The sequence below is a fragment of the Vibrio sp. 10N.222.55.C6 genome (assembly GCF_041473395.1).
In the GTDB taxonomy this organism is placed as follows: Bacteria; Pseudomonadota; Gammaproteobacteria; order Enterobacterales; family Vibrionaceae; genus Vibrio; species Vibrio crassostreae_C.
Window position 1 is genome coordinate 87,404 of the sequence record NZ_JBFRSD010000037.1, and the last position, 16,169, is coordinate 103,572.

The following is a 16,169-nucleotide window of genomic DNA, read 5'->3' on the forward strand; positions in this document are numbered from 1 at the left end:
TAATCAGAGCTGATTTTAGGTCTAAAAATGTGGCCGGAATAATAGCAGATTTAACGCAACTAACAACCTAAAATGTGATTCAAATCCATCCACGCTCTGCAAAAGAGACAACTTCACCATCTCCAACGACAAAATGGTCGAGAACTCGGATGTCCACCAGCGCTAATGCGTCGGTTAATCGGCGTGTAATCCGCCTATCCGCTTGGCTGGGCTCAGCAACACCTGAAGGATGGTTATGAGCTAAGATTAATGCCGCCGCATTATGATGAAGTGCCCGTTTAACCACTTCCCGCGGGTAAACCGATGCGGCATCGATGGTTCCTTCAAACATCACCTCGTCCTTTATTACCCTATTTTGGTTATCGAGGAACAATATATAGAAGGCTTCTCGCTGGCGATCACGCAACATGCTCGAAAGATAAAGCTTAGTATGGCTAGGGCTCGTAAGCGCATCTCCACGAGATAACGTCTCTGCTAGATAGCGCTGTGTCATCTCTAACACAGCCTGTAATTGAACATACTTGGCCTGCCCCATCCCTTTATGGGCACAAAATTCTTCCTGCGTTGCTGAAAAAAGATGACGGAGCGAGCCAAAGTCTTTGATCAACTTGTCAGCGAGTTCCAAGACGTTCATTCCTTGTGTCCCTGTTCGCAGGAATATCGCGAGCAGTTCAGCATCACTCAAAGAATCAGGCCCTCTATTTAACAACTTTTCTCTCGGCATCGATTCGGCAGGTATTTTATCTATTGGCATATAAAGACAATCATTGGTCATGAACACAACCCATCACCTTAATGAGATCGTAATCAGAGATCCTTCGATAGAGATCAAAGGAAACGAGACACTAACAAAATCGTGTAATTGATAAGTTTGATAACACCAACTTGATGAGCGTCAACTCTGTTCGAGTTCTGCTTCTAGGCACTTATCCTTTGTTCTGATATCGTAAGTCGCAGAGAAATTAAGGAACAGAATCATGCAAACATTGGTTAATCAACTGGATAACGCTGACCTACAAGGCCTGGCTGGGAAAAAAATCCTACTTGGCATTAGTGGTGGTATCGCTGCGTATAAATGTGCCGAACTGACTCGACGCTTAATTGAACGTGGAGCACAAGTACAAGTCGTGATGACGAATGCAGCCAAGGAGTTCATTACTCCTCTCACCATGCAAGCCGTCTCTGGAAGGCCAGTGTCTGATAGTTTGCTTGATCCTGCTGCTGAGGCTTCCATGGGGCACATTGAGCTCGCAAAATGGGCTGATTTGGTATTACTAGCGCCAGCAACCGCTGATCTGATTGCTCGCATGACAGCTGGCATGGGTAACGACCTACTGACCACTTTGGTTCTAGCAACCGATGCGCCAGTTGCGGTATCTCCGGCAATGAACCAACAGATGTACAGCCACCCTGCCACTCAAGAGAACATCGCAACACTAAAACGTCGTGGTTGTGAGATTTGGGGACCGGCGGCTGGCGAACAAGCGTGTGGTGATGTGGGAATGGGTCGCATGCTAGAGCCTATGCAGCTCGTGCACCGCTGTGAAGACTTCTTCCAACCTAAACCTCTTGCTGGTCGCTCTGTGTTAATCACGGCGGGTCCAACTCGTGAAGCCATTGACCCTGTGCGTTACATTACCAACCACAGCTCGGGCAAGATGGGCTATGCTCTGGCTGAAGCGGCAGCGAAACAAGGCGCAACAGTAACTCTAGTCAGCGGCCCTGTATCACTCGCGACACCAAATAAGGTTAATCGTATCGATGTCGACAGCGCTCAACAGATGTTTGATGCGGTTGCAGCAAACGCTTCTCAACATGATATTTTCATCAGCTGCGCCGCGGTTGCCGATTATCGCCCTGAGACCATCGCAGACCAAAAGCTTAAAAAGGTCGACGGTAAAGACGACATGACCATTCAAATGGTTAAAAACCCAGATATTGTCGCTTCTGTCGCTTCAATGACCGAAGGTCGCCCATTTACTGTCGGCTTCGCAGCAGAAACTCAAGATGTTGAGAAGTACGCACGCGGTAAACTGGAAAGAAAGAACCTCGATATGATCTGCGCCAACGACGTCTCAGTTGAAGGCCAAGGCTTCAATAGCAGTAGCAATGAGCTGCACCTTTATTGGAAAGGCGGCGATAAATCTCTACCACTGGAGAGCAAAGACACACTTGGTTTCCAGATCCTCGATCAGATCCAACAGCTTATTAATGTATAAACGCACAAATTTGCTCTGATAATCTGCTGACACCTCTCGATTCTGTTGACCTAGGGCTTACAAAACTAGGAAACAGAATTGAATGGTGTTTATAATCCTTCTTCACTCAATCCTCATCTTTAGGAAAGGAAGTAAATAGATGGCTGGTGCTCGAAAATCAAACCGTCGTGAAGAAATCCTACAAGCTCTCGCACAAATGTTGGAATCGACCGAAGGTGCTTCTCGTATCACAACGGTAAAGTTAGCCAAGCAAGTGGGTGTTTCTGAGGCTGCGTTATACCGCCACTTCCCAAGCAAAGCTCGCATGTTTGAAGGCCTAATCGAGTTCATTGAAGAAGCGTTGATGTCTCGAATCAACCGCATTCTGGATGAAGAGAAAGACACGCTAGAGCGCATACGCCTAGTGCTACAACTTATCTTAGTTTTCTCAGAACGTAACCCAGGCCTGACTCGAATTTTATCTGGTCATGCTCTAATGTTTGAAAATGAACGCCTGCGTGATCGCATCAACCAACTTTTCGAACGCATTGAGACGCAACTTCGCCAGATCCTGCGTGAAAGAAAGCTTCGTGAAGGGAAATCATTCCCGGTTGATGAGAAAATCTTAGCCGCTCAGCTGCTAGGTCAAGTTGAAGGCAGCTTGAATCGATTTGTTCGCTCAGACTTCAAATATCAACCGACAGAAAACTTCGATGCTTATTGGGCACTGCTAAGCGCTCAGATTAAGTAGCAATCAAATTAAGTGGCAATCAAATCTTAAGTGATGGTTATGACGACGAAAACTTCTTCAGCAAACGGCACAGCACAACACGTGATTACTAAGCCGCCTTTTACTCTAGCTCTACTTCACCCTAAATATTGGGGTGTATGGTTTGGTTTTGGGTTATTGGCGCTTATTGTTAACGTTCTCCCTTATCGCCTCTTACTGCTGTTAGGCCGATCGTTAGGCTCTTTGGGTGCTCGCTATGGTAAAAAGCGCGTCGCGGTAGCAACACGTAACTTGGAGCTCGCCTTCCCAGACAAGCCAGCAGATGAAGTCGCGGCAATGGTCAGTGAGAACTTTAAGAACACAGGTATGGCACTCATCGAAACCGGCATTACCTGGTTTTGGCCTACGTGGCGCTTCAAGCGCATCCTAGTAGATAAAGACACCCAAACACTGCGTACGCACAAAGCTAACGGTAAAGGTGTTCTTCTATGCTGTGTGCATGCCTTAAACCTAGAGATCACTGCGCGAGCAATGGCTGTTCTCGGTATTTCAGGTTTAGGTGTTTATCGCCCGCACAACAATCCGGCTTATGAATTCATTCAATACCGTGGTCGTACTCAGAACGGCAACCGCCTGATTCACCGTAAAGACGTGAAGCGTATGATTCGAATCCTGCGTCAGGGTGAGATCCTTTTCTACCTACCGGATCATGATTACGGTCGTAACAAATCTGTGTTTGTGCCTTTCTTCGCAGTAGAAGATGCGTGTACCACAACAGGCACCAGTATTCTGGCTTACACCAGCCGATGTGCACTTGTTCCGGGGTCTGGTTTTAGAAATGCCAACGGCAAATATGAAATCATGGCTGATGAGTCAATCGAAGAAAACTACCCGCAGAAAGATGAGAAAGCGGCTGCCGCCTACATGAACCGCTACCTTGAGAAGATTATCTTAAGAGCACCAGAACAGTGGATGTGGCTGCACAAGCGCTTTAAGACTATGGAAGACCCAGAAGCTGAACGCGGCATTCGTTACAAATAGAGCACCTATCTTCAGATAAGAAAGCAGCTCACCTCAATAGAAAAGTAAAAGGCCCGAAAGATATTTATCTCTCGGGCCTTTCTCGTTTTGAAATTCTAAACCTAGGGATCTAAACCATCAGGTTCAAAACTTCAGGCATTAGATACCATATTGAGCGCGGTACGCTTTTACTGACTCTAGATGCGCTGCGTCGGTGCCTTTCTCTTCAAGGAAAGTCACCAAGTCAGTCAGGCTAACGATTGAGATAATCGCACAACCGAAGTCACGCTCAACTTCTTGAATCGCAGACAGTTCGCCTTTGCCCTTCTCTTGACGGTCGATAGCAACAAGCACGCCCGCTAAATCAGCGCCATTTGCTTGGATGATTTCCATCGACTCACGAATCGCAGTACCTGCAGTGATCACGTCGTCCACTAACATGATGCGACCTTCAAGCGCGCTACCGACAAGGTTGCCACCTTCACCGTGGTTTTTCGCTTCTTTACGGTTAAAACAGTAAGGCGTATCTACATCGTGGTGATCTGCCAGTGCAACCGCTGTCGTCGTTGCAATTGGGATACCCTTGTATGCAGGACCAAATAGTACATCAAACTCAATGCCAGAATCAGCCAATGCTGCTGCGTAGAAGCGACCTAAACGCGCTAGGTCACGACCTGTATTAAACAATCCAGCATTGAAGAAGTAAGGGCTCTTACGGCCAGACTTTAAAGTAAACTCACCAAACTTAAGTACTTCTTTCTCTAGTGCAAATTCAATAAATTCACGTTGATATGCTTTCATGCTCATCCTCTAAATTAATTTACTTTCCAGTTCCTAACTTCCAATCGCTCAGGAAGCTAACAATGATGTATTTTCTAAATAGATAGCTCTACAACAAGGCAGCAAGGTTTTTCAGCCCTATGAGCATAGGGGACCTATGTGATTAGGGTGAAAAATTGCAGCTAACGCTGGTGTAGAGTTATATATGACGAAAATAAAAAAATAGCCCCTTAAAAAAGGAGCTATCTAAAAACTATTCTGCTAACGCCGACTTCTGCGCTTCAACAATATCAGCAATGCCCTTATTCGCCAGGGCTAAAAGCTGCATCAGCTCTTCGTGGCTGAACGGTTCGCCTTCTGCGGTACCTTGAATCTCAATCATCTTACCGTCTTCCGTCATTACAACGTTCATGTCGGTATCGGCTGCTGAGTCTTCAACGTACTCAAGGTCACACAGTGCTTGTGCACCAACGATGCCCACTGAAACTGCCGCTACGTGGCCTTTCATTGGGTTCTTTTTCAGTTTGCCGCTTGCTAGTAGGCTGTTGATAGCATCAGCCATTGCAACGCTTGCACCTGAGATAGAAGCAGTACGAGTACCGCCGTCTGCTTGGATAACATCACAATCGACAGTGATCATAATTTCACCCATTACTTTCAGGTCAACAACAGCACGTAGGCTACGAGCGATCAGACGTTGGATTTCCATCGTACGACCACCTTGCTTGCCGCTCGCCGCTTCACGACGGTTACGAGTGTGCGTTGCACGTGGCAGCATGCCGTATTCAGCCGTTACCCAACCCTTTCCTTGGCCTTTTAACCAACGCGGTACGTTTTCTTCTACCGTCGCATTACATAGAACTTTAGTGTTGCCGAACTCAACTAATACAGAACCTTCAGCATAAGCTGTGTAGTTACGAGTAATTTTAATTGGACGAATTTGATCTACAGCGCGGTCATTTGGACGCATTGGTATCTACCTTATTAACAGTCTGAAGTGATTTACTATCGAAAGAGTGCATCACCTAAGAAAGGGGTGAGACAGTTTTGATTGGGGCAAGATTATATAGCAGTTTATCGTGCAAATCTATTTACCGTTCAAAGCTATTTATCACGAAAGGCTATTTACAGTGAAAAGCGACAGGCTTCGAGAGCACACCATATCGTGATACTATGCGTGCGCGTTATTTTCAGAATGATAAAAGACAGGAAAATTCGATGATTTATAGTATGACCGCGTACGCACGCAAAGAAGTAAAAGGCGATTGGGGCAGCGCAGTATGGGAAATCCGTAGTGTAAACCAACGCTACCTAGAAACTTACTTCCGTATGCCTGAACAGTTCCGTGGTTTAGAGCCAATCTTGCGTGAGCGTTTCCGTAAGCGTCTTGCACGCGGTAAGGTTGAATGTAACCTACGCTTTGAAGCAAACCCTGCTGCAAAGGGCGAACTAAGCATTAACGAAGGTTTGGCTCAGCAAGTAATCAATGCTGCGAACCAAGTAATGACGATGACAGGTGAAGACAGCCGTTTGAACCCATTCCAAGTCATGAATTGGCCTGGTGTGATGGAAACGCCAGAGCAAGACATGGATGCCATCAACAAAGACCTACTTGAAGCATTCAACGATGCTATCGCAGAGTTCATTGATGCTCGTGCTCGTGAAGGTGAGAACATGAAGGCGCTAATCGTACAGCGCTTAGATGCAATCACTGAAGAAGTAGTGAAAGTTCGTGCACGCATGCCTGAGATCCTAGAGTGGCAACGTGAGCGTCTTCTTACCAAATTTGAAGATGCGAAAATCGAACTGGAAGGTTCTCGTGTTGAGCAAGAGCTTATCCTACTTGCGCAGAAGTCAGACGTAGCAGAAGAGCTAGACCGTCTAGATTCTCACGTGAAAGAAGCAAATGCAGTACTGAAGAAAGGTGGCGCTTGTGGCCGTAAGCTAGACTTCATGATGCAAGAGTTCAACCGTGAGTCAAACACGCTAGCGTCTAAGTCTATCAGCACAGACATCACAGCATCAGGCGTAGAGCTTAAGGTTCTTATCGAACAGATGCGTGAGCAGATCCAAAACATTGAATAACAGTCTGTAAGCTGTACACGATAAAGAATAATCAGCTTAATCAGTGTTGATTAGATCAAAATGAGCTCCTAATTTTAGGGGCTTTTTTTTATGGATACAGTAATAGTAATCAGGATGAGCAAGTGACTGGTTGTTACGTAGAAGGTTGAGTTAGAGCAAAGAACAGATACAACGATAGTTAGAACGAGATAACGGACGTAAAACAGGATTTTTGAATACTTAGAGAGGGTGTTGCTAATGGAGAAGAGTGTTGCGGTAAAACTGAGGGGGGAAACAAATTTGAGAGAGAAAGTGACGCAAGTTGCTGTTGCAACCTGCGCCGACTTAAAATCTTATAGAGCTACAACGTTTGCAGCTTGAAGACCTTTTTGGCCTTGCTCTACTTCGAAAGACACTTGTTGGCCTTCTTTAAGAGTCTTGAAACCTTCAGAAGCGATTGCACGGAAGTGTACGAATACGTCAGCGCCGCCGTTGTCTTGAGTTAGGAAACCGAAACCTTTCTCTTCGTTAAACCATTTTACTACGCCGTTTGTTTTGTTAGACATGATGTGTCCCTTATATAAAAATAAAAAATTAATCGCCAAAAGTGCGATGCGCTGAAAGCTTGAATTATTTAATGTATCTATGAAGCCAAGGGAAACACTGAGAATAACAATGAAGCAATACTAAGGGTTTTACTTTACAACTGATGTTTCATTTAATAACTCTGAAAACAGAGCGAGGCCATTCTTGGTGATCTGGGTCGGGTTGTAAAGCTTTATTTGAAAATAATTGATGTTTTTTTGTTCGGTTGGCTTGAATTCAAGCCCAGCTTGGTCACCGGGCTTGATTTGTAAGACTTTGATCTCAAAAAATTTACTCGTCCGGCTGCTTAGTTCTGAGATCGACATATGGCCAGTAATGGTGACCGACTCGAATCAACAGAGTTGCTGCTGCTAAGATAAATGCCGCTAAAGATAACCAAACGATCAATACCGCATCGAGTTCTTTCATGCCCAAAGTGATGTAACGAGCAATCGCCATCATCGCGATATAGATTGGGTATCGCACTGGGATCTTACCGTTCATCACAAACTGCTGAACCATCGCCAACACTTCTAAATAGATAAACATCAGCAGAATGTCGGTCAATTGCACTCGGCGTTCAGCGAAGACATGCATGAACTCTTCGACCATCGCAAACAAGGTCGCGAGCGTGATCGCCACCAGCAATACCGCTTCCATAATGTGGAATACTTTTAAAAACGGCTTACTAAAAGATTTAGGTAAGTGAGAAGGCATAGTCACTCTTCAAAAAATAATTAATCCAGTCTCTACAATAGCATGCATCAATATAAGTCGCGTACTGTCAAAGCACCGACTTTAGGCTAACGCCATCAACTCATCGGTAACCAACATTAAGAAGCAACGGTAAAAAGCAACAAATACAAAAATGGCCCCGCATTCACTGCAGAGCCATCTGTTTGTCTTTTACTTAGCGACTTCTTAGTGACTAATTAGCCTTAAAGCAGAATCAGGTAAGTTAAGAACACCACACACAGTCCGTAGATAAGCGGGTGTACTTCTTTGCGCTTACCTGCGACAACCATTGTGAATGCGTAGCTGATGAAGCCCATCGCCATACCGTTCGCTGGAGAGAAGCTTAGCACTGTGAACATGATGGTAAAGAAGGCTGCAATGCGTGACTCTTTCTTTTCCCAGTTGATCTGACCAAGACGACCTACCATGTAGATGCCGACTACTACCATCGCCGGTGCAACCATTGCAGCCGAGAAGATAGAGAAGATTGGGTATAGGAATAGCGAGATTAGGAACAGACCAGCCACCATGACTGCTGCCAAACCCGTTTTTGCACCTTGAGAAGAAGCGATGCCAGACTCAGAGAAAGCAGTGATCGATGTGGTACCAAGAATTGAACCAATCACAGTACCGCCCGCATCTGCTACTAGAGCCGATTTCGCGTTTGGCACCTTGCCGTCTTTATCGATGATACCCGCATCACGGCCAACGCCGACAATGGTGCTCAAGCCATCAAAGAAATCGACAATCAAGAAGATAAGTACGATGAACAGTAAGTCGAACATTTTCTCTGGCGTGAAAGCAGAGAAATCGAAGATAGCGCCGAAGCTGCCAGCCATGCTTGGTGGCATAGCAATGAACTGCTCTGGGATTGGTGCGTTTGAAGTGCCCATGAAGACGTCAGCAAGAATCGTCAACACGATAGCAGAAACGAATGAGATGAACGTTGCTAGCTTGATGTCACGAACCATACAACCCAATGCGATGAAGATGCTCACATAAGCGATGATCACTTTTGGATCAGAAATGTCGCCTAAGCCTACCAATACGAATGGGTTAGAAACGATGATGCCCGCATTCTTAAGACCTAAGAAAGCAATGAACAGTCCGAGAGACACGGTAATCGCCAACTTCAAATCTTCAGGAATCGATTCAATCATCGATTTACGAATATTGGTCAATGAGAACGCAAGGTACAAAATACCAGATAGGAAGATACCGAACAGCGCTTCATTCCAAAGCACGGCAACAGATCCACTTAACAGCAGACCTTTGAAAAAGCCGTTCATACTCATGCCCGGCGCTAGCATTACAGGGTAGTTGCCCCAAATGCCCATAATTAGGGTTGCGATTGCCGCAGACAGAGCCGTTGCAGTAAACACGGCACCTTTGTCCATGCCTGGAATATCACCCAAAATTGCTGGGTTAACCGCCAGAATGTAACTCATCGCCAAGAAAGTAATGAAACCCGCATACAGCTCAGTGCCAATCGTGGTTTTTCTTTCAGTGATTTTAAACATCGAATCAAGCGAGCCAGAGGTGTTCTGGGCTTTCAGGGTGGAATCGGTACTCACAACAAAACCTTTGCAATAAATTAAGAATTTGGTGATTCAAATGCTGTGAGAATAGAGAGGTCTCTACACTAAAAACTGTAGTCACCAAGGTAGGCTCGGTAGTAGAAACATCTAGTCTAGTAGGGTCTGTTGGCCCTTCGAGATGATTTTTGCAGCGAGTTGTTGGGGATTTCTACAAGGCAGAGACTTTGAAGTGTAGCTAGCCTACATAAGAAGTCGATAACGCAGTAGAAATCACCAACAAACGCTGCCCGAAGGGTTCGGCTAAAATCGTTTTATGCTTTGTTAAGGAGTCTTTACTTAGAATACTAGGCTACAAACTCCTTGCCGCGCCTAAAACGATTTTTTCTCGAACAAAACTCCATCGCGAAAGGTCAACAGACCCTAGATATATACAGCATTTAATCGTTTGCGCGGATTGTAAGGATTGAGATTAAAACTTCAACAAATTTTGTCCAGATCACATAAAAAAGTACCGATGACGAGTCATTACATTTATACAAAGATCTTTGAGAAGATCATTTGCTGATAAATAACGATCAAGCCAGTTGTTCTCAATCATCTAAATATGCTACTCTTCGCCTCCATTTTTCTGACCTAATTTTCACCAGTTGCTTCTATTAGTTTTACTCGTTATCTCTTTATAGACGTAACCAACGGCACAATTAGTAGATGCGCCATCGGAACAAAAATTAGAGTCAGTGCTATCTTTTAAAGTGTAGGTTTATTGCCTTCACTCAATCCAACCAACAGTGGAAATATACAGATGGGCAAAGGTACTCTTTACATCGTATCTGCACCTAGTGGCGCAGGTAAGTCGAGCTTGATCTCAGCAATGCTAGAAACCAATCCAACCTACGCAATGAAGGTATCTGTTTCACACACCACTCGCGGTATGCGCCCTGGTGAAGAAAATGGTGTTCACTACCACTTCGTAGAGAAGCATCATTTTGAAGACCTTATTACTAAAGGTGAATTCCTAGAGTACGCTGAAGTGTTCGGCAACTACTACGGTACTTCACGCGTTTGGATTGAAGAAAACCTAAACCGCGGTATCGATGTATTCCTAGATATCGACTGGCAAGGTGCTCGTCAGATCCGTGAACAAATGCCTCAAGCGAAGAGTGTATTCATTCTTCCACCATCAAATGGTGAGCTAGAGCGTCGTTTGAATGTTCGCGGTCAAGACAGCGACGAAGTTATTGCGAAACGCATGAGCGAAGCAAAATCAGAGATTTCTCACTATGCAGAATATGATTATGTGATCGTGAATGACGACTTTGATGCAGCCCTAATGGACTTCAGAGCTATCATTCGTGCGGAACGCTTAAAAGAAGATAAGCAAGCAGCGAAATACAGCGGCATGCTTACTGCTTTATTAGCGGAATAATCTAGATCCCCTAGATTTTCTATTGAGATAAGTATACGGTGATCTAGAAAGTATCTAGTTAAACTTGTATACTTTCTCGTCATCAAAAATTTATTAGTTAATTACTATTTGGAGTCCTCATGGCACGCGTAACTGTTCAAGACGCTGTTGAAAAAGTTGGCAACCGTTTCGACCTAGTTCTTATTGCGGCTCGCCGCGCACGTCAAATGCAAACTGGCGGTAAAGATTCACTAGTGCCTGAAGAAAACGATAAGCCAACGGTTATCGCTCTTCGCGAAATCGAAGAAGGTCTTATCACTAAAGACGTACTAGATGCTCGTGAACGTCAAGAGCAACAAGAGCAAGAAGCGGCTGAACTTGCAGCAGTAAGCAGCATCGCTCACACTCGTTAAGAACGTCATTCGAACTAATTAACCTTCCGGGCCTTTAATTTGTATCTATTCGATAGCCTCAAAGACGTTGCCCAAGAATACCTAACAGAGCCTCAAATTGAGGCTCTGCGTCAATCTTATGTGGTAGCGAGAGACGCCCATGAAGGGCAAACCCGCTCAAGCGGTGAACCATACATTATCCACCCTGTAGCTGTTTCAAGAATCCTGGCAGAAATGCGTCTGGATATCGAAACCCTGCAAGCTGCTCTGCTTCATGATGTCATCGAAGACTGTGATGTCACTAAAGAAGATCTAGAGGAAAAATTTGGCAATACCGTTGCTGAATTGGTTGATGGTGTATCTAAGCTGGATAAGCTTAAATTTCGTGATCGCAAAGAAGCGCAAGCAGAGAACTTCCGCAAGATGGTTCTCGCCATGGTGCAAGACATCCGCGTTATCTTGATCAAATTAGCTGACCGTACTCACAACATGCGCACGCTTGGGGCACTTCGTCCTGACAAAAAGCGTCGTATTGCTCGTGAAACCCTAGAGATTTATTCTCCACTAGCTCACCGTCTTGGTATTCATAACATCAAGACCGAACTAGAAGAGCTAGGCTTTGAAGCCCTCTATCCTAACCGTTATCGCGTACTTAAAAACGTAGTGAAAGCTGCGCGTGGTAACCGTAAGGAAATGATCCAACGTATCCATAGCGAAATTGAAGGCCGCCTTGAAGAGGTCGGTTTGCCTGCTCGCGTACTTGGTCGTGAAAAAAACCTGTTCTCCATCTACAACAAGATGAAAACTAAAGAGCAGCGCTTCCACACCATTATGGACATCTACGCTTTCCGCGTCGTGGTTGATACCCCAGATACTTGTTATCGCGTACTTGGTCAGGCTCACAGCCTGTACAAGCCTCGCCCTGGCCGCATGAAAGATTACATTGCGGTACCAAAAGCCAACGGCTACCAATCTCTGCACACGTCAATGATCGGCCCTCACGGGGTGCCAGTTGAGGTTCAGATCCGTACTGAAGATATGGATCAAATGGCAGACAAAGGTGTCGCAGCGCACTGGTCTTACAAAGGCAACGGCTCACGCAGCAGTAATGGCACAACCGCACAGGTTAAAGCACAACGTTGGATGCAGAGCTTACTTGAGCTGCAACAAAGCGCGGGTAACTCATTCGAATTCATTGAAAACGTTAAGTCTGATCTGTTCCCAGATGAGATCTTCGTGTTCACGCCGAAGGGTCGCATTGTCGAGCTTCCGGCAGGCGCAACAGCGGTCGATTTTGCTTACGCGGTGCATACCGATGTCGGCAACATGTGTGTAGGTGCTCGTGTAGACATGAACCCTTACCCACTCAGCAAATCGCTGAAGAACGGTCAAACTATTGAGATCATCAGTGCTCCGGGCGCACGTCCGAATGCAGCATGGCTCAACTACGTGGTGACATCACGTGCACGTACTAAGATCCGTCAGGTTCTGAAAACCATGCGTCGTGAAGAGTCGATCACGCTAGGCCGTCGTTTACTGAATCATGCACTTGGCGAACACTCTATTGCCGATATCGGCCAAGAGAATCTAGAACATGTATTGTCTGACTTACGCCTAGAAAGCGTTGAAGACTTGCTGGCGTCGATTGGTCTTGGTGAGCTGATGAGTATCGTAATTGCTCGTCGTCTGCTTGGTGATGCTGACGAACTGACTGAAGTAGAAAACAACAGCGACACACCGAGGAAGAAACTTCCAATCCGTGGTGCTGAAGGTCTGCTACTGACGTTCGCTAACTGTTGTCACCCGATTCCAGATGATCACATCATTGCCCATGTATCTCCAGGTCGTGGCCTTGTGGTTCACCGCGAAACGTGTCCAAACGTTCGTGGTTACCAGAAAGAACCAGACAAATACATGGCGGTTGAATGGTCTGACGATTACGACCAAGAGTTCACTGCTGAACTTCAGGTTGATCTGCAGAACCACCAAGGTGCACTGGCTGAGTTAACTAACGTTATCTCAAAAACAGGCTCTAACATTCACGGTATTTCAACCGAAGAACGTGATGGACGCCTGTACACAGTGACTATCTTGCTGACCACCAAAGATCGTGTTCACCTTGCAAGTATTATGAAAAAGCTACGTGTGATGCCACACGCGCTGAAAGTAAGACGTCGTAAGAACTGATCAAAGTAAAGATGAGGGATTCGAGATGGCGAGATGCGAAGAGCAAAAGACTTCGTGACTCACCATCTTGGCTCCACATCTTTTTTAATCTTTTCGTATCTCGTTTACTCGTACCCCGTATCTGCTCTTCATTCCTTCGTGTCTCGTTTACCCGCATCCCGCATCTGCTCTTATCCCTTCGCATCTCGTTTACCCGCATCCCGCATCTGCTCCTAATCTGCTCTTTCGCTTTATCCTGTACAAAAATCCAGTAAAATGCTTGAATAGATTATCTCTCTTATGTTTATGAGCCTTGTTATGTCACAGCTTTTATCTGCTATCCCTCTCAACTCTTTATCTGGAGTCGGCGCAAAAGTCGCAGAGAAACTGGAGAAGGTTGGGCTTAACAACGTACAAGATTTACTGTTTCACCTGCCTTTGCGCTACGAAGATCGAACGCGTATCTATCCCATCGTAAAACTGCATGCTGGTTTATGGGCAGCAGTGCAAGGCAAGGTAATGCACGTCGATACCATTTTCGGTAAACGTAAGATGCTCGCAGTAAAGATCAGTGATGGTAATGGCACTATTACACTGCGTTTTTTCAACTTCACTGCAGGCATGAAGAATAACTTTGCCGAAGGCAAACAAGTGCATGCTTATGGTGAGATCAAGCGCGGTAATATGGGGCTTGAGATCGTCCACCCTGACTACAAATTCTTTGCGCCGAGGCAACAGCCAGACGTTGAAGCCAATCTGACTCCGGTGTACCCAACCACCGAAGGGCTAAGACAAGTCACGCTGCGTAATCTTACCGATCAAGCCTTAGAGCTAATCGACAAGGCCGCAGTTAACGAGCTTCTCCCATCAGGTTTATACGACCACCAAATTACCCTCGCACAAGCACTGCATACCATTCACAGGCCGCCCCCGGGCATTGACCTAGAGCTGTTTGATGAAGGCAAGCACCCTGCGCAACTGCGCCTAATTATGGAAGAGTTACTGGCTCAAAACCTGTCTATGTTGTCTGTTCGTAGCAAAGGGCAGCAAGACAAGGCAATGCCTTTTCCTCCAGTAAACACCCTTAAAGATAAGCTACTGGCTCAGCTGCCGTTTTCACCAACCAATGCCCAAGCACGAGTGACCAAAGAGATCGAAGCTGACTTGGAAAAGCCGCATCCTATGATGCGTTTAGTGCAAGGTGATGTGGGCTCTGGTAAAACCTTAGTCGCTGCACTGGCGGCGGTTCGCGCATTGGAACACGGTCAACAAGTAGCACTTATGGCACCCACTGAACTACTCGCAGAACAACACGCGATTAACTTTGCCAACTGGTTTGAGGCAATGGGTATTCAAGTTGGATGGCTAGCAGGTAAGCTCAAAGGCAAAGCTCGTGAAACTGAACTAACACGTATTGCCAGTGGCGAAGCGCAAATGGTGGTCGGTACTCATGCCCTGTTCCAAGAGCATGTCGAGTTCAAAAACCTTGGTTTAGTGATCATTGATGAGCAACACCGATTTGGTGTCCACCAGCGATTAGAGCTACGTGAGAAAGGCGCAAAGCAAGGCTACTACCCACATCAGTTGGTCATGACCGCTACCCCAATCCCACGAACGTTAGCAATGACGGCCTATGCCGACCTCGAAACTTCGATTATTGATGAACTGCCACCGGGACGAACCCCAATTCAAACCGTGGCAATTCCTGATACCAAGCGCGATGACATTGTTGAACGTGTGAAAAATGCGTGTCTCAATGAAGGCAAACAAGCCTACTGGGTATGTACGCTGATTGATGAATCGGAAGTACTGGAAGCTCAAGCTGCAGCTGATACAGCAGAAGAGCTACAACGCAAACTGCCTGACGTAAAAATTGGTTTAGTCCATGGCCGTATGAAACCCGCCGAGAAACAAGCGGTGATGCGAGAGTTCAAAGAGAACAAGCTGCATCTATTGGTTGCGACAACCGTGATTGAAGTGGGCGTGGATGTTCCGAATTCGAGCTTAATGATCATCGAGAACCCAGAACGTCTTGGCCTAGCGCAACTGCACCAACTGCGTGGCCGTGTCGGCCGAGGTTCGGTCGCAAGTCATTGTGTATTGTTGTATCACTCTCCGCTGTCTAAAACCGCTCAGAAACGCCTAGGTGTGCTACGTGAAAGTAACGATGGCTTTGTGATTGCACAGCGCGACTTAGAAATCCGTGGCCCCGGTGAATTGCTCGGTACCAAACAAACTGGCTTGGCTGATTTCAAGATCGCCGATCTAATTCGTGACCAACGTTTGATACCTGAAGTGCAGCGTATTGCGCGTCATATTCACGATAGCTACCCAGACAATGCTAAGGCGATCATCAACCGTTGGTTGGGTGAACGCGATGTTTACTCTAAGGCGTAGTTAACACTAAGGCATAGTTAACACTGAGACCGTATTCAAACGTAAAAAAGGCTTCCTCAAGGAAGCCTTTTTAGTGTGCGTTACTTTCATCAAGCAAGAGCGAGAAGTCCATGGTTAGCAATTCGTCATCCTCGGAGAGGGAAGAATGACCGAGTCGGG

At 46.0% G+C, this 16,169-nt stretch carries 14 protein-coding genes; 8 read left to right on the forward strand and 6 right to left on the reverse strand.

Translation table 11 applies throughout. The features are described 5' to 3' along the window. Positions 1-79 precede the first annotated feature (79 nt). Positions 80-754, reverse strand: a complete 675-nt coding sequence (gene radC / locus AB4486_RS19755) for a DNA repair protein RadC (protein WP_017071069.1) — start codon at positions 752-754, stop codon at positions 80-82. A 223-nt stretch (positions 755-977) separates the two neighbouring features. On the opposite strand from radC, the gene coaBC reads away from it, so the two are divergent. The 3 genes from coaBC to lpxL all read left to right on the forward strand — a co-directional run bounded on the left by coaBC (position 978) and on the right by lpxL (position 3,969). Further along, a complete protein-coding gene (gene coaBC / locus AB4486_RS19760) occupies positions 978-2,219 on the forward strand; it encodes a bifunctional phosphopantothenoylcysteine decarboxylase/phosphopantothenate--cysteine ligase CoaBC (RefSeq protein WP_136979983.1) in 1,242 nt (413 codons plus the stop codon). A 139-nt stretch (positions 2,220-2,358) separates the two neighbouring features. Beyond that, positions 2,359-2,949, forward strand: coding sequence for a nucleoid occlusion factor SlmA (slmA, locus tag AB4486_RS19765; RefSeq protein WP_017063086.1), 591 nt, complete (start codon positions 2,359-2,361; stop codon positions 2,947-2,949). A gap of 39 nt (positions 2,950-2,988) precedes the next feature. Beyond that, positions 2,989-3,969, forward strand: coding sequence for an LpxL/LpxP family Kdo(2)-lipid IV(A) lauroyl/palmitoleoyl acyltransferase (lpxL, locus tag AB4486_RS19770; RefSeq protein WP_102332608.1), 981 nt, complete (start codon positions 2,989-2,991; stop codon positions 3,967-3,969). A 138-nt stretch (positions 3,970-4,107) separates the two neighbouring features. Here the strand turns inward: lpxL and pyrE are convergent, their stop codons facing one another. Further along, positions 4,108-4,749, reverse strand: coding sequence for an orotate phosphoribosyltransferase (pyrE, locus tag AB4486_RS19775; protein WP_017059267.1), 642 nt, complete (start codon positions 4,747-4,749; stop codon positions 4,108-4,110). A 232-nt stretch (positions 4,750-4,981) separates the two neighbouring features. Continuing rightward, positions 4,982-5,698, reverse strand: coding sequence for a ribonuclease PH (gene rph / locus AB4486_RS19780; protein WP_019826449.1), 717 nt, complete (start codon positions 5,696-5,698; stop codon positions 4,982-4,984). Positions 5,699-5,946: 248 nt separating this feature from the next. Here rph and AB4486_RS19785 point away from each other — a divergent pair, with 248 nt between their 5' ends. After that, on the forward strand, positions 5,947-6,813 hold the full coding sequence (locus AB4486_RS19785) for a YicC/YloC family endoribonuclease (RefSeq protein ID WP_017059268.1): 867 nt from the start codon (positions 5,947-5,949) through the stop codon (positions 6,811-6,813). Positions 6,814-7,145: 332 nt separating this feature from the next. Here the strand turns inward: AB4486_RS19785 and AB4486_RS19790 are convergent, their stop codons facing one another. The 3 genes from AB4486_RS19790 to AB4486_RS19800 form a co-directional block, all read right to left on the reverse strand. After that, positions 7,146-7,358: a cold-shock protein gene (locus tag AB4486_RS19790; protein WP_004735656.1), complete on the reverse strand. Its 213-nt coding sequence runs from the start codon at positions 7,356-7,358 to the stop codon at positions 7,146-7,148. 310 nt (positions 7,359-7,668) lie between these two features. Continuing rightward, on the reverse strand, positions 7,669-8,094 hold the full coding sequence (locus AB4486_RS19795) for a phosphate-starvation-inducible protein PsiE (protein ID WP_017062464.1): 426 nt from the start codon (positions 8,092-8,094) through the stop codon (positions 7,669-7,671). Positions 8,095-8,315: 221 nt separating this feature from the next. Next, positions 8,316-9,686 (reverse strand): NCS2 family permease, encoded by a 1,371-nt coding sequence (locus AB4486_RS19800; RefSeq protein ID WP_017062465.1) that lies wholly within the window; start codon positions 9,684-9,686, stop codon positions 8,316-8,318. 766 nt (positions 9,687-10,452) lie between these two features. Between AB4486_RS19800 and gmk the strand changes: the two genes are divergently transcribed. From gmk to recG, 4 genes are all read left to right on the forward strand, one after another. After that, complete coding sequence (gene gmk / locus AB4486_RS19805; RefSeq protein WP_017062466.1) at positions 10,453-11,076, forward strand: guanylate kinase; 624 nt, start codon at positions 10,453-10,455, stop codon at positions 11,074-11,076. A gap of 119 nt (positions 11,077-11,195) precedes the next feature. Continuing rightward, positions 11,196-11,468: a DNA-directed RNA polymerase subunit omega gene (gene rpoZ / locus AB4486_RS19810; RefSeq protein WP_009848003.1), complete on the forward strand. Its 273-nt coding sequence runs from the start codon at positions 11,196-11,198 to the stop codon at positions 11,466-11,468. Between the two features lie 39 nt (positions 11,469-11,507). Next, positions 11,508-13,634, forward strand: a complete 2,127-nt coding sequence (spoT, locus tag AB4486_RS19815; protein ID WP_048612458.1) for a bifunctional GTP diphosphokinase/guanosine-3',5'-bis pyrophosphate 3'-pyrophosphohydrolase — start codon at positions 11,508-11,510, stop codon at positions 13,632-13,634. A gap of 297 nt (positions 13,635-13,931) precedes the next feature. Then, positions 13,932-16,010, forward strand: coding sequence for an ATP-dependent DNA helicase RecG (recG, locus tag AB4486_RS19820; RefSeq protein WP_017066313.1), 2,079 nt, complete (start codon positions 13,932-13,934; stop codon positions 16,008-16,010). Positions 16,011-16,169: the final 159 nt, after the last annotated feature.